This is a genomic window from Chryseobacterium sp. KLBC 52, from assembly GCF_003347605.1.
In the GTDB taxonomy this organism is placed as follows: domain Bacteria; phylum Bacteroidota; class Bacteroidia; order Flavobacteriales; family Weeksellaceae; genus Chryseobacterium.
In genome coordinates, this window is sequence record NZ_QDFZ01000002.1 from 318,146 (window position 1) to 338,787 (window position 20,642).

At 36.2% G+C, this 20,642-nt stretch carries 19 protein-coding genes and 1 tRNA gene; 8 read left to right on the top strand and 12 right to left on the bottom strand.

The window, feature by feature from the left end; translation table 11 throughout:
• The first annotated feature begins 32 nt into the window (after window positions 1–32).
• Together DDF69_RS22250 and DDF69_RS03055 are read left to right on the top strand one after the other, a co-directional pair.
• Window positions 33–206: a hypothetical protein gene (locus DDF69_RS22250; RefSeq protein WP_228411912.1), complete on the top strand. Its 174-nt coding sequence runs from the start codon at window positions 33–35 to the stop codon at window positions 204–206.
• Between the two features lie 173 nt (window positions 207–379).
• Window positions 380–1,363, top strand: a complete 984-nt coding sequence (locus DDF69_RS03055; protein ID WP_262510844.1) for a M12 family metallopeptidase — start codon at window positions 380–382, stop codon at window positions 1,361–1,363.
• A gap of 69 nt (window positions 1,364–1,432) precedes the next feature.
• Here the strand turns inward: DDF69_RS03055 and DDF69_RS03060 are convergent, their stop codons facing one another.
• Both DDF69_RS03060 and DDF69_RS03065 read right to left on the bottom strand, forming a co-directional pair.
• On the bottom strand, window positions 1,433–2,701 hold the full coding sequence (locus DDF69_RS03060) for an adenylosuccinate synthase (protein ID WP_114819475.1): 1,269 nt from the start codon (window positions 2,699–2,701) through the stop codon (window positions 1,433–1,435).
• 180 nt (window positions 2,702–2,881) lie between these two features.
• Window positions 2,882–3,451: a Crp/Fnr family transcriptional regulator gene (locus DDF69_RS03065; RefSeq protein ID WP_114819476.1), complete on the bottom strand. Its 570-nt coding sequence runs from the start codon at window positions 3,449–3,451 to the stop codon at window positions 2,882–2,884.
• 147 nt (window positions 3,452–3,598) lie between these two features.
• On the opposite strand from DDF69_RS03065, the gene DDF69_RS03070 reads away from it, so the two are divergent.
• The 4 genes from DDF69_RS03070 (at window position 3,599) to DDF69_RS03085 (ending at window position 7,504) form a co-directional block, all read left to right on the top strand.
• A complete protein-coding gene (locus DDF69_RS03070) occupies window positions 3,599–4,384 on the top strand; it encodes a Ku protein (RefSeq protein ID WP_114819477.1) in 786 nt (261 codons plus the stop codon).
• Complete coding sequence (locus DDF69_RS03075; RefSeq protein ID WP_114819478.1) at window positions 4,384–4,989, top strand: DNA polymerase ligase N-terminal domain-containing protein; 606 nt, start codon at window positions 4,384–4,386, stop codon at window positions 4,987–4,989. Before DDF69_RS03070 ends, DDF69_RS03075 begins: the two co-directional genes overlap by 1 nt.
• A gap of 71 nt (window positions 4,990–5,060) precedes the next feature.
• On the top strand, window positions 5,061–6,932 hold the full coding sequence (ligD, locus tag DDF69_RS03080; RefSeq protein ID WP_114819479.1) for a DNA ligase D: 1,872 nt from the start codon (window positions 5,061–5,063) through the stop codon (window positions 6,930–6,932).
• A gap of 32 nt (window positions 6,933–6,964) precedes the next feature.
• A complete protein-coding gene (locus tag DDF69_RS03085; protein WP_114819480.1) occupies window positions 6,965–7,504 on the top strand; it encodes a hypothetical protein in 540 nt (179 codons plus the stop codon).
• A gap of 51 nt (window positions 7,505–7,555) precedes the next feature.
• Here DDF69_RS03085 and DDF69_RS03090 read toward each other — a convergent pair whose 3' ends face one another.
• From DDF69_RS03090 to DDF69_RS03110, 5 genes are all read right to left on the bottom strand, one after another.
• Window positions 7,556–8,401 carry a mechanosensitive ion channel family protein gene (locus tag DDF69_RS03090; protein ID WP_114819481.1) on the bottom strand — a complete coding sequence of 282 codons (846 nt, stop codon included), beginning with the start codon at window positions 8,399–8,401 and terminating at the stop codon, window positions 7,556–7,558.
• A gap of 276 nt (window positions 8,402–8,677) precedes the next feature.
• Window positions 8,678–9,412 (bottom strand): SDR family NAD(P)-dependent oxidoreductase, encoded by a 735-nt coding sequence (locus DDF69_RS03095; protein WP_114819482.1) that lies wholly within the window; start codon window positions 9,410–9,412, stop codon window positions 8,678–8,680.
• Between the two features lie 141 nt (window positions 9,413–9,553).
• The gene (gene yajC, locus DDF69_RS03100; RefSeq protein ID WP_062675766.1) at window positions 9,554–9,916 is read right to left on the bottom strand and encodes a preprotein translocase subunit YajC; all 363 of its coding nucleotides are present in this window, start codon (window positions 9,914–9,916) and stop codon (window positions 9,554–9,556) included.
• Window positions 9,917–9,926: 10 nt separating this feature from the next.
• Window positions 9,927–10,433, bottom strand: coding sequence for a DUF1573 domain-containing protein (locus DDF69_RS03105; protein ID WP_114819483.1), 507 nt, complete (start codon window positions 10,431–10,433; stop codon window positions 9,927–9,929).
• 1 nt (window position 10,434) lies between these two features.
• The gene (locus DDF69_RS03110; RefSeq protein ID WP_114819484.1) at window positions 10,435–11,340 is read right to left on the bottom strand and encodes a transcription antitermination protein NusB; all 906 of its coding nucleotides are present in this window, start codon (window positions 11,338–11,340) and stop codon (window positions 10,435–10,437) included.
• A 91-nt stretch (window positions 11,341–11,431) separates the two neighbouring features.
• On the opposite strand from DDF69_RS03110, the gene DDF69_RS03115 reads away from it, so the two are divergent.
• Window positions 11,432–13,093 (top strand): ABC transporter ATP-binding protein, encoded by a 1,662-nt coding sequence (locus tag DDF69_RS03115; RefSeq protein WP_114819485.1) that lies wholly within the window; start codon window positions 11,432–11,434, stop codon window positions 13,091–13,093.
• 99 nt (window positions 13,094–13,192) lie between these two features.
• On the top strand, window positions 13,193–13,528 hold the full coding sequence (locus DDF69_RS03120) for a DUF3276 family protein (RefSeq protein WP_002976288.1): 336 nt from the start codon (window positions 13,193–13,195) through the stop codon (window positions 13,526–13,528).
• A 128-nt stretch (window positions 13,529–13,656) separates the two neighbouring features.
• Here DDF69_RS03120 and DDF69_RS03125 read toward each other — a convergent pair whose 3' ends face one another.
• From DDF69_RS03125 to DDF69_RS03145, 5 genes are all read right to left on the bottom strand, one after another.
• Window positions 13,657–15,990 (bottom strand): FG-GAP repeat domain-containing protein, encoded by a 2,334-nt coding sequence (locus DDF69_RS03125; RefSeq protein WP_114819486.1) that lies wholly within the window; start codon window positions 15,988–15,990, stop codon window positions 13,657–13,659.
• 208 nt (window positions 15,991–16,198) lie between these two features.
• Window positions 16,199–17,869 (bottom strand): T9SS type A sorting domain-containing protein, encoded by a 1,671-nt coding sequence (locus tag DDF69_RS03130; RefSeq protein ID WP_114819487.1) that lies wholly within the window; start codon window positions 17,867–17,869, stop codon window positions 16,199–16,201.
• 150 nt (window positions 17,870–18,019) lie between these two features.
• Window positions 18,020–18,095 (bottom strand) — tRNA-His (locus DDF69_RS03135).
• 35 nt (window positions 18,096–18,130) lie between these two features.
• Window positions 18,131–18,850, bottom strand: coding sequence for a bacillithiol biosynthesis deacetylase BshB1 (gene bshB1 / locus DDF69_RS03140; protein WP_114819488.1), 720 nt, complete (start codon window positions 18,848–18,850; stop codon window positions 18,131–18,133).
• Between the two features lie 82 nt (window positions 18,851–18,932).
• Window positions 18,933–20,585: a tetratricopeptide repeat protein gene (locus tag DDF69_RS03145; RefSeq protein WP_114819489.1), complete on the bottom strand. Its 1,653-nt coding sequence runs from the start codon at window positions 20,583–20,585 to the stop codon at window positions 18,933–18,935.
• Between the last annotated feature and the right edge of the window lie 57 nt (window positions 20,586–20,642).

The window sequence follows — 20,642 nt, forward strand, 5'->3', positions numbered from 1 at the left end:
TAAACCTTGATCACCAACCAATATTAAATAATATGAAAAGCAAACTATTACTATTATCAGGATGCCTTGTTCTGGCACTGAATTCATGCAGATCGGATATTGAAAATCCACAAACAGAATCTATCGACCTTACAACGACTAAGCTGGACAATGCAAAGGTTCACAAATTACTAATTGACGGAAATATACTTATGTTAACGAAGTAAATGGTGAATATTTTTATGCAGAAGATATTACCATTAGCCCCGAACAGTTTAATGTATTACAAAAGCAGGCCAACCCAGGAACATCAACAGCAGAGAAAAGTACCATTGTAAGCTCCTTTATCAAGACATGGCCGGATGCAACCGTCTACTATACATTACCCAGCCAGGGAAGTATGAGTACTCAGAATTACAATACTTTCCTGACCAATATCAACAAAGCATTTGATATGATTTCTTCACAGACCAGCATGCAGTTTGTTGAACGAACCAATCAAACAGAATATATCACCTTTACGTATACAACGTCCAACAGTTCTCCGCTTGGATGGCAAAAAAACAGAGTTAACGGTATAAAAATCTATAATATTACTTATCCCGCTATTATTGCACACGAAATCATGCATTCTATGGGAATCATGCATGAGCAGTGCCGCCCGGATAGAGATCAGTACATCATTGTAGATGTTAACAAGGCTGTAGAAGGAAGCCGTCATAACTTCAATCTTTACAATGATTATGCAGGACATGGTGCTTTTGATTTCGGTTCTGTGATGATGTATCAGTCTACAGACTTTGCAATAGACTCAAGTCAGCCTGTAATGACTAAGCTGGATGGATCTACATTCACCAAGCAAAGGACGGGATTGTCTGCAGGTGATTATGCTGGTATCAATCATTTGTATGGACCTGTTAATGCTACTTCTACAGTAAACGGAACGTATACTATGACAACAGCTTTAGCAAGTGATAAAAATGTAGATGTTTCAGGAAGTTCAACTGCAGACGGCACCAGCATCATACTGTATTCAGCTTCTACAGGAAATAACCAGAGATTTACTTTCACCAAATCAGATCATGGTTACTATACCATCAAATCTATATTGGACCCTACAAAGGTATTAACCGTGAAAAGTAACGGGACAACGAATGGAACCGCTGTTGAATTAAGAACCAATGCTAATACAGATTCTCAAAAATGGTTATTATTCAATTTAGGAAATAATGGATTTGGATTTGCTCCTAAGAACGCACCAGCATTGAGATTAGAGGTAAAAAACGGCACAACAACCAATCTTACCCCTATTGTAATTGGCACAACTGATCAAACGGTTCAGCCTTCAACAAAACAACGCTTCATCCTTACAAAAGTTAACTAAATTTCTTCATACAAGAAAAGAGGTTAGGAAATAAATTTCCTAACCTCTTTCTATATTTAAAACTATCTATTAGATTAATTTCAACATTTCATTTCTTCCCGGCCCGGTTGAAAGATAAGCCACAGGAATTCCTAATTCTTCTTCCAAGAACGAAAGAAACTCGTTGACTTCTTCGGGTAATTCTGAAGGACTTTTCATCGCAGAAAAATCCGCTTCCCAGCCATTCATCCATTTTAATATAGGTTTTCCGTTTTCAGGAAGTAAACCTGAAGCAGTTACAATCTCTCCGTTTTCCAGTTCATAATGGGTACAAACTGCTACGGATTTCAATCCACTTAAAACATCAGCCTTTGTCAGAACCAGCTGAGTCACTCCATTGATCATTACGGCATACTTTAAAGCAGGAAGATCCAACCATCCTGTTCTTCTCGGACGTCCGGTATTGGAACCAAACTCATTCCCTTTTGTTCTGATTTCTTCACCTAGTTCATCAAATAATTCAGTTGGAAAAACTCCGTTCCCTACTCTTGTACAGTAAGCTTTTGCAATTCCAAATATCTCACCGATCTTTTTCGGTGAAACACCTAAACCGCTGCTCGCACCTGAAGCCGTGGTGGAAGAAGAAGTAACATACGGATATGTTCCGTGGTCAATATCCAGCATAGCAGCCTGAGATCCTTCTGCTAAAATTGTTTTACCTTCTGCCAGAGCATTATTTAAATATATCTCAGTTTCTGTGCATTGGAATTTTTTCAGAAAATCTACCGCTTCAAAAAATTCATTACTTATTTCCTCCAGAGAAGGCAGTGTCATACCTCCAGCAGTCAGCATCTTATAATCTCTTTCTAAAATATGCTGTACTCTGCTTCTAAAGTCAGGAGTAAACATATCTCCAACTCTTACATTCTGTCTTAAGATTTTATTTGAATAAGCCTGTGCAATCCCGTTTTTGGTGGTTCCGATGGTTGTATAATCAGAACTTTCCTCCATAAAAACATCCAGAAGTTTATGAGTAGGCAGTACAAAGTGAGCTTTCAATGAAATAATCACATTGTTTTCCGGCTGAACCGTTTCATCAAATAACTGAAGATTTGCAATTTCTTTTTTAAAACTTACAGGATCCAGTACAGTTCCTGTACCAATAACATTCTGCACTCCTTTCATAAAGATCCCCGAAGGAATCATTTTAAGCGTAATTCTTCGGCCGTTTCTCTCTATGCTGTGCCCAGCATTGGATCCGCCATTAAAACGTGCTGTAATGTCATAATTTTCACTGATCAGGTCAATAAACTTTCCTTTCCCTTCATCACCCCATTGTAATCCTAATACAATATCCATATTCGTACTTTAAATTTTATGGGACAAAGCTATGACAGTCAAGAAGAAAGACCATTGTCATTTGACAAAAAGAGATTTCTTGAGAAATCAGAAGCTAGATGTTAGAACTTAGTAACAACTCACCAACCCTATTACTTTCCGACTCAAAATAATATCATCTATCAATTATCATTAATAATTCTAGACTATATTTCTTCTGATTCTACTTAGAGAAGAAGGAGTAACTCCGAGATAGGAAGCAAGCATAGACTGTGGAACTCTGTTGGCAAGCCCCGGATAATGATTTAAAAAATGAATGTACCGTGATTTCGCATCCTGATTGAGCATGATACTGGCAACTTTCAGTTTATTCTCAACAACAAATGCATGGATTCTTGCAAACAAAACCGGCCATACCGCAATTTTCTCTTCCAGGAGTTTAAAATGCTTAAGATCAATCACCAGCAGTACAGCATCCGTAATCGCTTCGATATCTTCATGAGCAGGCAGCTGATCTGTAAATCCTTGAAAATCTCCTATAAATCTGCCTTCATAGATGAAATATCTGGTAAAATCATCACCCTGTTTATTATAATACAAAGACCGGAAAACCCCTTCTTTCACAAAAGCAATTCTTTGGCTCACCTTTCCTGCTTCTACAAAAGGTTCTCCCTTCTTCACAGTGATTTCCTGAATGCCTTCAGCAAGTAAAAGTTCATCCTGAGGATTCAGTGTTCCAAATTTTTTGATATAAGTAAAAAGCTCTTCCATATTTCTGTTTTACCCACGGATTGCGGAAATATAAAGATATAAAAGTCATTGCTAAAAACAATTGTCATTTGGCAACAAACCCTGCAAAAGGTACCACACAGGCTTCCAACGGCATGTTAATTGCTTGATTTTTAAAAATGTAAGACAATGAAAGCAATTTGGAACGGCGCTATTGGCTTCGGTTTAGTAAACATTCCTGTTAAAATTTACTCAGCAACAGAAACCACAAAATTAGATCTCGATATGCTTGACAAGTCTGATTTTTCCAATATCCGGTTTAAAAGGGTGAATGAAAACACAGGAAAAGAAGTTAAGTGGGAAAATATCGTTAAAGGTTATCTCATGGACGAAAAATATATCGTTCTTGATGAAGAAGATTACGAAGCCGCAAGCCCTGAAAAGACAAAAATCCTTTCTATTGATCAGTTCGTCAAAGAAGAGGAAGTAGACAGTGTGTATTTTGAAACCCCTTATTATCTGGAACCCCAGAAAAATGGAGAAAGTGCCTACAGGCTTTTATTGAAAGCGCTTGAAAAAACATCCATGGTAGGAATCGGAACATTTGTACTCCGTGAGACTGAAGCCATCGGATTGATACGGCCTTACAATGAAGAGATCCTGGTTTTGAACCGGTTGAGATTCAACCAGGAAATAAGAAATTATACAGACTTAAAAATCCCTGCTCAAAAGGCTCCGAAACCTGCAGAACTTAAAATGGCTGTTAATCTTATAGAACAGCTTTCTCAGGAATTTGATCCTGCCATGTATAAAGATACCTATTCTGATGAGCTCATGAAGATCATTAAACAGAAAGCAAAAGGTAAAAATATTAAAGCCAAAAAAGTTCAGCCTGCAAAAGAAGGTAAAGTGATTGATCTGATGGCACAGTTAAAAGCAAGTCTAAGCAGTTCCAAATCCAAATCCGCATCATAATGGCTTTAAAAGATTATCATAACAAAAGAAAGTTCGATGAGACCAGCGAACCAAAAGGAAAAGCAAAAAAAAGCAAAGACAAACTGATTTTTGTGATTCAGAGGCATGCCGCAAGCCGGCTTCATTATGACTTCCGGCTTGAAATGGAAGGCGTACTGAAAAGCTGGGCGGTTCCGAAAGGCCCGTCATTAGACCCGAAAGACAAACGTCTTGCGATGATGGTGGAAGATCACCCCTACGATTATAAAGATTTTGAAGGGAATATCCCGGAAGGGAATTATGGTGCCGGACAAGTGGAAGTATGGGACAGCGGAACTTATGAACCTCTGGAAGAAAATTCTAAATTTTCTGACGAAAAAGAACTGCTGAAGGAGTTGCATGCAGGTTCTTTAAAATTTATTTTACATGGCAAAAAGCTGAAAGGTGAATTTGCTCTGGTTAAAATGAAAAATACGGATGATAACTCATGGCTGCTCATCAAACACAAAGATGAATTTGCAGAAAGTCCTTACAATGCTGAAGAAAACACTTCACCAAAGTCTCTGGTCACTCAGTTTTTAGAGGAAAAAAAAAGCCTAAAAATAAAAGAAAAAAAGAAGTCATAACTTCTGAAAAACCATTCAGAAATTTTAATTCTTTAACAAACGAAAAAAAATTAAAGTCTTTTATCAAACCTATGCTGGCCAAACTTTCAGAGAAAGCCTTCAATGATAAAGACTGGATCTTTGAGATAAAATGGGACGGCTACCGAGCTGTTGCTGACCTCAGCCATGATGCTCCGCTCTTCTATTCCCGGAACGGAATTTCTTTTTTATCAAAATTTGACAAAATTGCCCAGGATTTCGACAAACAGAAACATCATATGATCCTGGACGGCGAAGTTGTGGCCTACGACGAACAAGGGAAGCCTAATTTTCAGCTTTTGCAACAAATCGGAGATAATCCCAATTCAGCTCTTGTTTATCAGGTTTTTGACCTTCTATGGCTGAATGGTCATTCTACCGAAGAAATTCCTCTGATCCAGAGAAAAGAACTTTTAAAGGAAGCTTTAACAGAAACCCAGCAGATCAAATACTGCGATCATATTCCCGAAAAGGGTATTGAATTTTTTGCACAGATGAAAAAAATGAAACTGGAAGGTATGATTGCAAAGCGGGCAGAGAGTTTATATATTGAAAACAGCAGAACTACTGATTGGCTTAAAATCAAATTTTCCAATACAGAAGAAGTGATTATTTGTGGTTTTACAGAACCCAGAGGTTCACGGGAAAGTTTCGGAGCCCTGATTTTAGGAAAATTTATTGATGGTGAGCTTACTTACTGTGGCCATACAGGCACAGGTTTCAATACGGTTTCTTTAAAAGAAGTATATGAGAAACTGCAAAAAATAATTGTAAAGTCATCTCCGTTCGAACAGGTTCCCAAAACCAATATGCCGGTAACATGGGTAAAACCTGAACTGGTATGCGAAATCAAATATTCTGAGATTACCAGGGACGGAATATTCAGGCATCCTGTTTTTATCACAATCAGAGAGGACAAAAACCCGGATGATCTTAAAGATCCATCCTTCACCGAAAAACCTAAAGAAATGAAATCAAAAGCCACATTAAAAAAAGCAGAGATTAATGAGAAAGAAAAAGAGATCACTTTGGATAAACATCTTGTAAAACTGACCAATCAGGATAAAGTTTACTTTCCTAAAGATGGTATTACAAAAGGAGATGTCATTGAATATTATCAATCCGTAGCCCGATATATTTTACCTTACTTAAAAAATCGTCCGCTTTCTCTCAACCGGTTTCCCAATGGAATTGACAAGCAGAGTTTTTATCAGAAAGATGCCGGAGATCATATTCCGGACTGGATAAAAACCACCCAGGTATATTCTGAATCGAATGACAAATACATTGATTATATGTACTGCAACGATAAAGCGACTTTGGCTTATCTGAATAATTTGGGATGTATTGATCTCAACCCATGGAACAGTTCTTTACCGGACCTTGAGCATCCGGATTATCTGGTTTTGGATCTTGACCCTTCTTCAAAAAATACATTTGATGAGGTAATTGAAACAGCGCTTCAGGTGAATGAGGTTTTAACAACTATTAAAATAAAAGGTTATTGTAAAACTTCCGGAAGCACAGGAATTCATATCTATATTCCTATGGGTGCTCATTACGATTTCGATCAGGTAAAAGATTTTGCTCATATCCTTATGAAACAGGTGAATGAAAAACTGCCGAAGATTACCACTTTGGAAAGAAGCCTTCAAAAAAGGGATAACAAAAAAATTTATCTGGATTATTTGCAGAACAGAACAGGCCAGACTCTTGCCAGCGCTTACAGCCTGAGACCTAAACAAGGTGCCTCCGTTTCTATGCCTTTGGAATGGGATGAATTGAAACCCGGACTGAAACCGACCGATTTTACTATCAACAATGCTCTTGACAGAATTAAAGAAAAAGGAGACTTGTTCAAAGCTGTTCTGGGTAAAGGAATTGATATGATGAAGGCATTGGAACTGCTGCAGAATATTGATTAATTTCTCTATTTTTGCCCGCAAAACTTTTAATCATGGAGGAGCCTATCAAATTGCAGTTATATTTCAATGAAAACATAGAAAGAGAAAATCAGAAATTTTTCTTTCAGTATACATGGAAAAAGCACTTTACTGAACTAAAAAAAGCAATCACATATGCTGTTGTATTCCTCGCATTAGGATTTCTTCCTATAAAATCTTTGAATCTTGGTCCTGTTGCCATTATTTTTAAATATGGAGGTTTCTTATTTGTAGGATATATTTTCCTTCTGTTATATCAGTATTTCAATACTAAAAATAAAACCTTTAAATTAATCGAAGAACAAATTGATGACCTCAGAAGAAAACATGATGAAATAAGCTTTATAACACTTCATCAGGATAGTATTACCGTTAAAAATCCATTCAATACCATCAACTGCGTCTGGAATAAAACTCAGTATAAAATGGTTGACCAATACCTTATTTTAAATATGGTTAATAACAATTTCATTTTTACAGAATCTGAGTTTAAGGAGAATGAATATAAAATTTTATTAGATTCTCTTCAGCATTATTCTAAAAAAGAGAAGTAAAAACTCCCACATTATACTAATGCAGGAGCTTCTTAAAAAAATTAAATATAATTATTGATTATAAACATGAATATCTCTCTGTGGAAAAGGAATTCCGATTCCAGCTTTATCGAGAGCTTCTTTACAACCGATGATTAGTTCTTCGTTCATCGTCCAGAAATTTTCAGTGGAAGTACTTACTCTTACGGATACATTGACAGCACTGTCTCCCAATTCAGTCACCACCACCTGTGGGGCAGGTGTTGCAAGAGCATATTGATTATTCTTAATGACGTTCATTAAAATATCCTTGGTCTGCCTAAGATCCGCATCATAAGCAATTCCGATATCCAGTGATGTTCTCCTTGTTCCCAATTGGGTAAAATTGGTAATACTGTTATTGGAAACGACTCCATTAGGAATAACGATCAATTGGTTTTGCGGGGTGATCAGTTTTGTATGAAAGATATCTATGGCATCTACAGTCCCCGAAACCCCTGAATTGGTAGAAATAAAATCACCAATCTTAAATGGTTTTAATAGTAGAATTAAGATTCCACCTGCAAAATTTGTTAAAGATCCCTGTAAAGCTAGACCTACTGCCAAACCTGCGGCACCAATCATTGCGACAAATGCAGAAGTCTGTACTCCAAGTTGCGTTACAACAACAATAAATAGCAGAATATTAAGTCCCCAGTTGATAATATTTAAAAGAAAATGCTGCAGCGAAGCTTCCATACTTCTTTTTTTGAAACCTTTTTCAACCAGTTTCTTTATCATTCTGATCATCCATGATCCGATAAGATAAATCAATAATGCGGAAATGACTGCAGTAAAAATTCTCGGTGCCCATGAAATTGCTGAAGAAATTAAGGTATCCCAGTGTTGTTGAATCTTGTTCAATTCTAAATCGTCCATTGTATACTATGTGTTTTACTATTTATATCAATAAAAGTATTGACATCTTCTGCAGGATTTGGAAAAAAAAGAATTCACCCTGCACTGTTATCAGTGAAAGTAAACTATATTTTATCCTCTAAAATAGATTGACAGCAGAACGGAATATTTCTGCTTTACTCAATAATCATTCAGAAATTGAATCTTGCAGGAAGAAATAATTTTTCGGTCATAGAGTTACAAAAACGATACCGAAGTGGGCAGTATTCAAAGAAAAAAAATATCAAGAAACATTCCTTAAGGTAATTTTGCGGCAAGACTTTCAGGTAAAAGCCTAAGAATATGGTAGATAATTTTCCATTTAAAATTGGGAACAATGGTAAAGGAATTTCCAGCATTGACAATAAATTTCGCCACATACTCCGGCTCCATGATCAGAGATTCATTAAGTTCTAATCCTTCGTTGATTTTTGTTCTGATATAACCAATAACCAGGGCATTTACAATAATTTTCCGGGAAGCTAATTCCTGTCTCAATCCGGCCAGAAACTGTGTAAATGCAGCTTTGGTACTGCCATAGACAAAATTGCTTTTTCTTCCTCTTACTCCGGACAAGGAAGAGAGTCCGATTATTCTTTCCAGGTTGGTATTGCTTTTATCCATTGCAATAATACTCAGGATAGAAACTCCACCCATATAATTGACTTCCATCATTTGTTTCGCTCCTTTGAAATCGGTCAGTGCTTTTTGATTGTCTACTAAAAAACCTGCGGCATAAACTACAATATGAGGTTGTACAGAAAGACTGGCATAAAACTGACGATGAGAATCAAAATCTGCAGCATCAAAATACAAAACAGAGACTTTTGAGCGGTCCAGATTTTTTGAATCAATGAAATTATTCAAAGCGGTTGTATTTCGGGAAGCAGCAATAACTGTAAATCCTTTTTCAACATATTGTATTACACATTGTTTCGCTACATCTGAATTAGCCCCCAGAATAAGAACGGTTTTGTTTGTGTTTTGATTCATGAAGCAAAGATAATTGTTTTATTAAACACTAATTTCATTAATTGTTTTTCACAAATGGACATAATTTTCAAACTAGTGTAGAAAAAAATTGCGGCGGGTGAACTTTGTTCACCCGCCGCAGCTACATATTTTCAGACTGAATTATTTTTTTTCTTCAGTTGCTGTTTCTTTTTTGTCATCTGCCTTCTCAGCAGTTTTTGCTTTATCTCCAAAACGAGCCTCAGTCATTTCTCTTGAAACTGCAGCTTTTTCGAATTTCAGTTTTCCAGATAATGTTTCGATAACAAAACCATCATCCTGAACCTGAGCAATTCTTCCGTGAAGACCTGACGTAAGAACTACTCTTGTTCCCACTTTAAGGTTTTCCTGAAAGTTTTTCTCCTGCTTTTGCTTTTTCATCTGAGGTCTGATCATCAGGAAATAAAATCCTACAAACATCACTCCCATCATGATCAGCATCATAGGTGAAGATCCACCTTGTGCCTGTAAAAATAGTGTCAGCATATTTTAAATATTAGGGTTGAATGTTCGCAGTGAACGTTAATCTGATTGGAGCTTTTTCTACATTAGCAAAAACGTCTGCATACTTCTGCACGTTTCCGTCGAAGCTTGAAGAATCAAAGTGTAATGTAACTTTTCCTTTTTTACCAGGCATGATTGGCTCTTTTGTAAAATCAGGAGCTGTACATCCGCATCCAGGCTTCACTTCAGAAATAATCAATGGGTTTTTACCTGTGTTGGTAATTTCGTATACGTGTTCTACTTTATCTCCCTTTTTGATTTTTCCAAAATCAAAGCTGTTTTCAGATAAAGCTACAGAAGTAGATGGCTCGTTAGAAACCGGAGCAGCTGCTTCACTATTTACAGGTGCTGCTACAGAATCAGTAGTTAGGGGAGCTACAACAGATGCAGAATCAGTAGCTGCAGCTTCAGCACTTTGAGTTTCTTTGTTTTCTTTTTTACATGAAACTAACCCAAATCCTATAATAGACAAGGCGATAATTGATAACGTCTTTTTCATTTTATATTCTATTTTGATCTTTACAATATTTATCTAAAATACCATTGATGAAGATATTGGAACGGTCTGTAGCAAATACTTTTGCAATTTCAATATATTCATTAATGATCACTCTTGAAGGGGTGAAAGCAAAGTTATCAAGCTCTGCAATGGCTGTAGACAAAATTACTTTATCCATTAGAGAAACTCTTTCCAGATCCCAGTTTTCCAGTCTTTCTTCCAGTTTCTTTTCATTGTTTTCCCAGTTGTTCAAGGTATCTTTCAACAACTTTGCAGCGAATGTTTTATCTTCTTCATCTTTAATCATTTTGATCAAAGTTCTGCTTTCTTCATCTTCTCTCAGGAAACCGATTGTTTTTTGTACCATGGAATTGGCAATATGGATATCATCGTACCATGAAAGCTCCTTATCTCCCAGATAATCATGAAAATCTTCATTTTCAGCAATATACCTCAGAAATAATTTACCTATAAATTTCTGATCTTCTTCGAAGGAGTATCCTTCTTCTTTCATGAAATCCTGATACCGTTTCCCAGCAGTAATTCTCTGGAAAGTTTTTACCAATAAATCATCATGCATATCCCATTTCAACTGCTTGTGCTGGCCTGTAAAAAATAATCTTTCAGGGTTTTCTTCCAGCTTACGCAATACCTGGTTGTTAATGAATTTTTGGTTAGGATTAATATCAGCATCAGTTTTAAGAAATTTATTCTTACCAATTTCGATCTGATTTTCTGCCAAATCTTTCAAACCCACCAAAAAGTTGAGCTGATAGATGTATAGATAATAGATTTTCTCTATCCCGGCAAACATGTTTTTCTCTAAAACATCAAATTTTACAGGATTTTGGTAGTAAGAATACACGGTCTGTACTACTTTTTCACGGATTTGTCGTCTTCCTAACATTCAAAGAGCTTTTTTATGGGTGCAAAGATACAAAATTTAAAATTGATGAAATTCGTAGTGTGATGACATTTTTGTAATTTTGTCAAACTATATGAAAGCGCTAAAAACCTTAAACCCTTATTTTTGGAAACACAAAATACTATTGTTTTGGGGGGTACTCTTTATCATCGCCAGTAATTTCTTTAATATATATAAGGTTCAGTTTGTAGGAAAATCTGTGGATGAACTTACAAAAAGTGGGAACCTTGGTTTCAACCAGCAGGTTTTAATTTATGTTGGAATTATTGTAGGATGTTCTCTTCTAACAGGATTCTTCACTTTTATGATGCGACAGACCATCATTGTTGCCTCCAGAAGAATAGAATACGAACTTAAAAATAAAATCTACAGACATTATCAGGATTTATCTTTAACGGATTATAAACAAACCACCATCGGAGACTTAATGAACAGATTGAGCGAAGATGTTGTTGCAGTGCGAATGTATCTTGGTCCCGGGGTAATGTATGTAGCGAATTTGATTGTACTGGTGCTGATTACAGCTATTTACATGGTAAAGACGGATGCTTCCATGACGATGTGGACTTTACTTCCGCTTCCTGTTTTATCTTTTGCTATTTATAAGGTAAGTTCTATTATCAACAAAAAGTCGAAGATCATGCAGAAAAGCCAGTCTGCAATTTCTACTTTTGTACAGGACAGCTTTTCAGGAATCCGTGTGGTAAAATTTTTCGCAAGAGAAAAATACATTGAAAAAAACTACGGCATCAAAGTTACCGATTATCAGAATAAAGCTTTGGATCTTGCCAAAACAGAAGCCTATTTCTTCACCATTATTCTTTTTGTGATCGGATTATTAAATGTTGCCATTATCTGGATTGGTGGTACAAAATACATTGCAGGAGAATTAAGCATTGGTAAGATTGCCGATTTCTTTATGTATATCAACACGCTGATTTTCCCTTTCTCTATGGTAGGATGGGTAACTTCTGTCAACCAGAGAGCTGAGGCCTCTATGCAGAGGATCAATGAATTCATGGATAAAAAATCAGAGATCATTAATACTAATTTTGAAAACTATCCGATCAAAGGAAATATAGAATTCAGAAATGTATCCTACGTATATCCTAATACGGGAATCAAAGCACTGGACAATCTAAGTTTTAAAGTAAACGCCGGAGAATCGTTGGCTATTATGGGTAAAACCGGTAGTGGAAAATCAACGATTGCCTTATTATTATGCAGGTTAATAGATCCTACGGAAGGGGAAATTTTAATTGATGGTAAAAACCTGAAAGAACATAATCTTGAAAACTACAGAAATTTTATCGGATATATTCCTCAGGAGAGCTATTTATTCTCTGATTCTATTGAAAATAATATTGGTTTTGCCATTAATCATCCTTCTCATGAGAAGGTAGTAGAGTACGCTAATATTGCAGATGTTCATAAAAATATTGTAGAGTTTAAAGACCAATATAAAACACTTGTTGGTGAACGCGGAGTGATGCTTTCGGGGGGACAGAAGCAAAGAATTTGTATCGCAAGAGCCTTAATTAAGGACCCCAATATCATTATTTTTGACGATTCTTTGTCTGCCCTGGACACTGAAACGGAGCAGAATATTCTGGAAAATATTGACAAAAAAATCAGTAACGCTACTTCCATAATCATCACACACAGAGAGTCTAGCGCCCAAAAAGCCCATCAGATTATCAACCTGACCGAAATTGCCAATTCTGTAACTGCATAGCCATTTCGTTCTCAATTGTTAAATAAATCATAAAAAAAATTTTGTGATTAAAAGAATTCTTTTATATTTGTTCTTAACAAGATTAAAAAATATCTAACAATGAGTGAATACAAGGAACGCCATGAAAATGAGATTTTCACGAAGGTGTTAAAAGCAGGGAGAAGAACTTATTTCTTTGATGTGCGCGAGACGAAAGCAGGAGATTATTATCTTACAATCACTGAGAGTAAGAAGAATTTCGGAGAGAATGGGGAAGCTACATTCGAGAAGCATAAAATTTACCTTTACAAGGAAGATTTTAAGAGTTTCCAGGAGATGTTTAATGAGTCCACAGATTTCATCATTAATGAAAAGGGTGAGGATGTAATTTCAGAAAAACATGACAAAGACTTCAAAAGCAGATCATATACAATTGATTCTGACGACGAGGTTTAAAAAAAGAATATCTAAAAACACAAGCATCTGAAAAAGATGCTTTTTTTATGCGGTAAAACCAACTACACATAAAAAAAACGGGCTACAGCCCGTTCTATTGAATATGAATCTACTATTATTCCCATCTTTTATTCAACTGAAACAATTTCTTTTGATTCTTCTTTGTTAAAAGGTGCTGATTTCAGGAAACTGTATAACACGTCTGGCAGCTCATTTTTACAAGGATCTTCCTGATTTCTGTTATTCATGCTGTTTACGCTATTCGTAACATTTGCAGCAGAAAACATGACAATACCTCCGTCTTTTCTAAGGGTAGCCAACTCTTCATTCTTAGTACTTGGATCAAAATTTCCGAAACACATTATATTATTTCGGGTTTGTGGAATCGGAAATTTTTCAGCAGTAATGCCGGATAAGACATTTCCATTCATTTTAAATAATTTATAATCCCCGTCGAAATTCCTGTGAGCAATAATTTCAGCAGCACCATCGGCATCAATATCTCCCACAGCCAGCCCCTTCCAGTCTGAAGCTGAACCCCAGTTTGTAAATTCAGTAATTTTTGTAAGAACGCCACTATCACTTACCCGATAAACATGGATACCATTATAAATAGCGTTATTATCATCAGCATCCACAAGCAGTACTAATTCATCTTTACCATCTTTATCAAGATCACCTGATGCTACTGCTTTGATTTTAGAACTTGCAGGCAGATTAAGTGTATTTAAATATACTGATTGCATGTCTGTCCCAACAAATTTGCTCACTCTGGCTTCTTTATTAAAATTTCTTACTGTGATAACATCATCTTTTCCACCACTGATAAAGTTTCCAGCAACTACACCTACCCACTCTGACTGAGCTCCCCATCCGGTATATCTTGTATGTTCCACAATACTGCCGTTTTCAATTTTCAAGACATAAATACCATTTTCGTTGGCATCTGCATGATCGTTTAAAGCAATGATCTCACTTTTATTATCTCCAAAGAAATCACCTGCAGCCAGTCCTTTCCAGTTATTGGAACCACCATATACTTTACTGGTGTTAACCTGACGAAAGGCTCTGTCATAGGGTTCTAAGGTCTGCATTAAGCCGTCAAAATTTCTGATAACAACAAATTCATCATCGTTATCTCCGTCAAAATTACCGCTGGCAACACCTCTCCAATCAGAGTCTTCTCCATACTCATGATCCGTATTGACGGGCACAATTAAGTTTTCAAAATTTGATAAAAGAGCCCATGTGATCGAAGAATCAAATACCGTTATATTACTATAGTAATTTTTAGCAGCCTGTAAATCTGAAACTATCTGATACAGCGTTTTATCATCATATTGAGATAAATACAACCATAAATAAGCGGTGTAAGTGCCATATCTAGGAGTCACAGTAGGGTCAGAGGTATTAATATTATATTTAATATTCCAATTCTCATCATTATAATTAACCCCATTTTTTATATGCAGAGGGGAAATATAAATATCTTTTGTCAACGTTTTAGTATAAGCATTGATATCTGCAGTAGTATAAATAAGATTTCCATTGATTGAAATACCATACCTGTTACATTCATAAGGAAAAGCTGCCGTTAAATCAGCATGAGAAATATCTTCGCGCAAAGTATCGTGCTTCCAATAGGTCCAAACATTAGATCCTAAGCTGGCATTAAGCTGTGTATTTGCTTTTATAAAATTGGCAATTTGATTGAGCTGGACAAGATAATTGTTTTCATCCGTTGCCCTATACATCTGCACCAGCACTCTTCCTACGGAGCTTTGCATATTAAAAGGTAAAATTTCGCCCGGAAAACCTATTGGCGGATTATTATCGCTGCGTTCCTTGTAATACCCTATCGTGTTGTTAGAACCAGGTTCTATAAACCACTGGGCTGCGTGGTAAGCAAGTGTTTCTTTTATTTTTTGGATAAGGTCATCAGCAATTGTAATATAGTTTTGGCCTGCATAACGTCCTGTTGAATTATATGTTAAGTTTTGAATAGTACTATCTTTTCTAACGATTGCTGCAAACTTAGCCATAGGATATGTAATATTGGCACTATGTACCAAATGAGAATAAGGTAATCCTGTTGTATCTGATACGGCATTATAATGGTTAGTAGACCAGGCAGCACCGGAAACATGGCGATAATCATAAATTATCGGGTATCCCAATGTAGGATTTCTCAAATCATCTCTCCTGTCTATTGTATTTCCGATACACTTGATTAAAGTTTCAGCATATTTTTTCTCGTGTGTTTTTTCATACATCAAAACCAGTGCTTCCATGTGGGAAGGCACGCCCCAGGCAAACTCAAGCTGATCCTGACTGGTAGAATTACCATCCCACTGGTCGAGTCCTCTGGTATCAAAAAGTCGTTTAAAATAAGATTGGGAACCCGATTGGGAATAGGATTTTATTGCAAAAAAAGCAATAAGAATTGTAAAAAGTTTTTTCATGTTAATAGCTTTGATTAAAGTGAGTTGAGTGAGATTTTTCTCACGATTCTCCTTAAACAAATATAAGTGTTTTAGTCACTGATCATAGAATTTATTTTGCAGCCCTTTAGGCTACAGTAAATCAAGCGAAAAGTTATTACACAGACTTGAAAAAAATAAAGCCTTTCAGATTTTGAAAGGCTAAAATAGGGTAAGAATTAAAGATAATTTATTCCTTAATAAATTGTTCTGTAATGATCTTATTTTCTGTAACGACATTTAGGATATAGTTTCCAGTCGGAAGTTCTGAAATATTTATTTTTGATTCTTTTGTAGTTTTTATGAGCTGCCCTGTGAGATTAAAGATCTCCACCTTTAAAATTTTATGACCAGTTTTTATATTTAAAACATCTTTAGCAGGATTTGGATAAATTTTAAAATCATTAATGGATACTTCTGCAACACCAAGACTTCCCATCAATTCATAAGCTCCGGCATCCGGGTTACCCATACGGGCTACTCCTCTTATATCATCTGCAGGAGCATCCGTTAATACTCCGTAATTAACAGCAACACTACCGGGTAACAAGGATAATCCATCATCTGAAGTTCTTAAAATTCCATCAGCTCCAACAATATTGGTTTCATCTGTAAAGCCGGGATTAGTCTGGAATATATTATTGGGATAACCATATAAAGAATTTTGGTTTGCCAAAGTATAAAATCCCTGCGGCAGCTGAAAAAGATTATTGTAGAAGTAATTTTCAGCGGGCCAGTCATTATGATTTTTATAATCTGCTCCGGGCTGACTATCCGTACCATTGATATTACCCCAGAATATATTATTTTTTACATAATTATTTCCCAAATAGGTAAAAAATCCGCCTCCTCTTGTTCCTGTATTTTTATAAATGGTATTGTTGATGACTTTATTGCTTCCGTAATAAAGAAAAATTCCACCTCCCATATAGTTTGAAGTATTTTCGTAAAGCAGATTATTTACAATGAGATTTGAACCCTTTTCAGTATAAATACCACCACCGCCATAATAATAGGTATCAATCTGGCTGATCCCAGCTTTATTTTTAGCAATTACATTTTTACTGATTACATTATTTACACCCAAAACCGCATAGATCCCTCCACCATCGCCCGTGGCAGTATTATCGTGAATATAGTTGTTGGTAATGGTATTGGTTCCTTGAAATACAATCACACCTGCGCCGTCATAAAAAGCTTTATTATTATAAATCTCATTGTTTGAAATGATATTATTACCATTTGAAGTATAAATTCCTCCACCTGAATAGCCGGAGTTCAAATAAATCCTGTTATTGGAAATTGTATTATTTCCGTTAATAAAATAGATGGCAGGACCTGCTAATCTCGAAGCAACATTTCCGTTTAGATTATTATTAACAGTACCATTCGCAAAGCCATTAGTAATAGAAAATCCATCTAATCTCACACCAATTGCATTGGTACTATGACCAGAAAACAATACAACATGGTAACAGTTGTCAGTTTTAGTTCCTAAGGTACCTATATCACCGCTCAGAATTGTTATATTATTGTTGATATTTCGCTCTGTTAAAGATATCTCAGTTCCATTAAATCCACCATACACAGAAATACCGTCTTTTAAATAAAACGTTTTATCCCGACTATCCGAAGGAGAGCTGTTTCCAAAGGGATCTCGTGCTGGAATATAAGTTCCGCTGGATACCCAGATTTCATCCCCAATCTGGCTCGCATTGATGACTGTCTGTAAATCATTACTTGCTGTAGCCCAAGAAGTGTAAGGTGCAATTCCAGCATTGGAATTAGCATTCACATACCTTACCGTTGAAGAAATTAGTATAGAATTCAATAAAAAAAGTAAAAAGTATATATTTTTCATCCCCGATTATGTTGATAATTACCGTGCAAATATACTTTTAAAAGTCATTAAAAAGAAAATTAACACACCAAAAAGTGGCGTATTAATATAAACTGACTATTCAGAGATAAAATAAAATAGCACATTATCTTTCGAAAATGTGCTAATTTAGGGTGAATGATGGGTCTCGAACCCACGACCTTCGGAACCACAATCCGACGCTCTAACCAACTGAGCTACAATCACCGTTTTCTGAGTGCAAATATAGGACAATTTCCTCAACTACCAAACAATTCCATCAAAATTTTTCAAAGAAATTAATCTTTCAGACGTAAAGCCCTCAGCATAAGCAACTCCCGATAACCGTCCTAAATCCTGAGCACGGTAAGTTAAGCTTTCATAAAAGTCTTTTGTGGTAATGGGAGTCTCAGGTTCTTTAGACGTTGGGTCATAAAACTGAGTTTTGTATGCCATACAAGCTTCCAACTTTGTATTAAGATGCTCCGAAATATCAATAACAAATTCCGGTTTGATATCTTTCCACTGAATATAATGAAAAACATGCTTCGGCCTCCATACTTCCTGAGATTCTCCCTCCAATACGGTTTCAATCTTCCGCAGTCCGGACAAAAAGCACGCATCCGACACTAATTTCGCTCCTTTTGCATGATCCGGATGTCTATCATCAATTGCATTAGCCAAGACGATTTCTGGCCTGTATTTGCGGATCATTTTTACGATTCTCATTTGGTATTCTTCAGAATTTACCAAAAAGCCATCTTTCATTCCAAGATTTTCTCTTGCAGAAAGTCCTAGGATTTTGGCTGCATCTGCGGCCTCAGCTTTTCTGGTTTCATCTGTACCTCTTGTCCCGAGCTCACCTCTTGTAAGATCTACAACAACACATTTTTTTCCTTCAGAAACCATTTTGGCAATAGTTCCGCCACATCCCAGTTCTACATCATCAGGATGGGCACCAAAAGCAAGTATATCAGTTTTCATAAACTCAAAGATAGGGTTTAAAATAAAAACTTCCCAAACATTACGTATGGGAAGTTTTAATATCTATAATTTAAATTTTAAATTACTTATTGATTTCTGCATTTAATTTTACAGCATCCTGATAAGTAGGATCTAACTGTAAAGACTTCGCTACATAATCTTTTGCTTTTGTAGCATCAGAATCTTTGCTCATGTATGCTACCGCAAAGTAAGCGTAAGCAAGAGTCTGTTTGTTAGCTTCCTGATCAGCTGGTTTTACTGTACTGATGAATTTCTCATAAGCCAATTTTGCAGCGTCATTATTTCCAGCTTGTTGGTAAGAATATCCCTGGCTGTAATATGCAGGTGCCCAATCCGGAAGAAGGGCAGACATTTTTTGCCATGTAAGGATAGCTCCGTTCCAGTTTTTAACATCCTGGTACGCTGTTGCTAACTTAAATAATGAATCAGAATCCTGACTGTTGGCAGCAACTTTCTGTTTCAATGCTTCAATTTCAGGATTGGTAGGTCCTTTGTCAGCTTCTGCCTGAGAAGCTCCTCCACCGCCTGCGATGTTTGCCAATTCAAGATCCCACTTCATTGTTTCATCCTTAGCAGCTTTTGCAATACCTACTTTTTGCTGAGCTTCAGCCATTAAAGCAGATTTCTTAGCAGCATCTTTTTCATCTTTCGCTAAACCAGCAGCAATAAGCCCCTGTAAACCTTGGTCTGCAGGCAATATTCTTGTTTTCTCAGCCTGAGAAACGAAAGTATCCATATTTTGCTTAGCATCTGCATAATTTCTATCTGCATAGGCATTATACGCTCTTAATTTGAACTTAATCGGATCATCAATTTTATCAAAAATTTTGTCTAATACCATTTTAGAATTTGCATAATCTTCGTTTGTGAAGTATAGTTTTGCAATTTCTAACTGAGTATATGGATCTTCATCAGCATACTTTGTATAGTTGATAAGGTCTTGTGTAGCTTTCGCATTCTGCTGATATCTGATATTATAACCAGCCAACGCCTTATATGCAGGCGCGTAAGTAGCATCTACACCAACAGCTTTATCAATGTTTTGCTTAGCTTGCTGCCATTGTTGTGCAGCCATCCATAAAGTTGCCATTCTTGTATAAACGGAAGCTTTATTTTTAGCAGTAGGTAATGCTTTATCATAAGCAGACATAGCCTCTCCCGGCATTCTCTTTAATCTGTAAGCATCTCCTAATGTATAATAATAGTGTGCAGGAACACCTTTTTTCTCAGCTTTTTCAATAGCTTTAGTCAAAAACTGAATGGCAAGATCAGGTGAACTGTTTTTCTCGAATAGAGTTAATGCTTCAGCAGCTCTGAAAAGAACTTCAGCATCTTTTTCTCTTGAATCAGTTACTACTTTCTGAATTTCAGCAACGGCACTTTTATCACCTTTACCTAATTTAACGGCAGCTAAACCGATTTTGTTCAGATAGCTTTTACCGTCAGCAGCTAAGCCTTTATTGAAATTTTCAGTTGCCTTAGCGTAGTCCGGCTCTCCTTGTCTTAAGAAAGTATTTCCTAAATAGAAGTAGTTTTCAGCTGTGGGCTCTTTAGCAATCATTTCAGTGAAATTTGTTTTTGCCTGCGCAAATTTATCACTGTCTATACTGTTGATACCATCCTGCAATGTCTGTGCAGAGGCAAAACCGGCAAAAAATACCACGGCTGCTCCTAAAGCAATCTTCTTTACATTCATATTCATTATATCTTTCATTTTATATTTTCTAATAATTGAGTTTTATTATACACAATTTTTAGACCAAATCAAAAA

Coding starts and splice junctions, on each gene's coding strand:
- DDF69_RS22250 (WP_228411912.1), top strand. CDS start 33: ATGAAAAGCAAACTATTACTATTATCAGGATGCCTTGTTCTGGCACTG.
- DDF69_RS03055 (WP_262510844.1), top strand. CDS start 380: ATGAGTACTCAGAATTACAATACTTTCCTGACCAATATCAACAAAGCA.
- DDF69_RS03060 (WP_114819475.1), bottom strand. CDS start 2,701: ATGGATATTGTATTAGGATTACAATGGGGTGATGAAGGGAAAGGAAAG.
- DDF69_RS03065 (WP_114819476.1), bottom strand. CDS start 3,451: ATGGAAGAGCTTTTTACTTATATCAAAAAATTTGGAACACTGAATCCT.
- DDF69_RS03070 (WP_114819477.1), top strand. CDS start 3,599: ATGAAAGCAATTTGGAACGGCGCTATTGGCTTCGGTTTAGTAAACATT.
- DDF69_RS03075 (WP_114819478.1), top strand. CDS start 4,384: ATGGCTTTAAAAGATTATCATAACAAAAGAAAGTTCGATGAGACCAGC.
- ligD (WP_114819479.1), top strand. CDS start 5,061: ATGCTGGCCAAACTTTCAGAGAAAGCCTTCAATGATAAAGACTGGATC.
- DDF69_RS03085 (WP_114819480.1), top strand. CDS start 6,965: ATGGAGGAGCCTATCAAATTGCAGTTATATTTCAATGAAAACATAGAA.
- DDF69_RS03090 (WP_114819481.1), bottom strand. CDS start 8,401: ATGGACGATTTAGAATTGAACAAGATTCAACAACACTGGGATACCTTA.
- DDF69_RS03095 (WP_114819482.1), bottom strand. CDS start 9,412: ATGAATCAAAACACAAACAAAACCGTTCTTATTCTGGGGGCTAATTCA.
- yajC (WP_062675766.1), bottom strand. CDS start 9,916: ATGCTGACACTATTTTTACAGGCACAAGGTGGATCTTCACCTATGATG.
- DDF69_RS03105 (WP_114819483.1), bottom strand. CDS start 10,433: ATGAAAAAGACGTTATCAATTATCGCCTTGTCTATTATAGGATTTGGG.
- DDF69_RS03110 (WP_114819484.1), bottom strand. CDS start 11,340: ATGTTAGGAAGACGACAAATCCGTGAAAAAGTAGTACAGACCGTGTAT.
- DDF69_RS03115 (WP_114819485.1), top strand. CDS start 11,432: ATGAAAGCGCTAAAAACCTTAAACCCTTATTTTTGGAAACACAAAATA.
- DDF69_RS03120 (WP_002976288.1), top strand. CDS start 13,193: ATGAGTGAATACAAGGAACGCCATGAAAATGAGATTTTCACGAAGGTG.
- DDF69_RS03125 (WP_114819486.1), bottom strand. CDS start 15,990: ATGAAAAAACTTTTTACAATTCTTATTGCTTTTTTTGCAATAAAATCC.
- DDF69_RS03130 (WP_114819487.1), bottom strand. CDS start 17,869: ATGAAAAATATATACTTTTTACTTTTTTTATTGAATTCTATACTAATT.
- bshB1 (WP_114819488.1), bottom strand. CDS start 18,850: ATGAAAACTGATATACTTGCTTTTGGTGCCCATCCTGATGATGTAGAA.
- DDF69_RS03145 (WP_114819489.1), bottom strand. CDS start 20,585: ATGAAAGATATAATGAATATGAATGTAAAGAAGATTGCTTTAGGAGCA.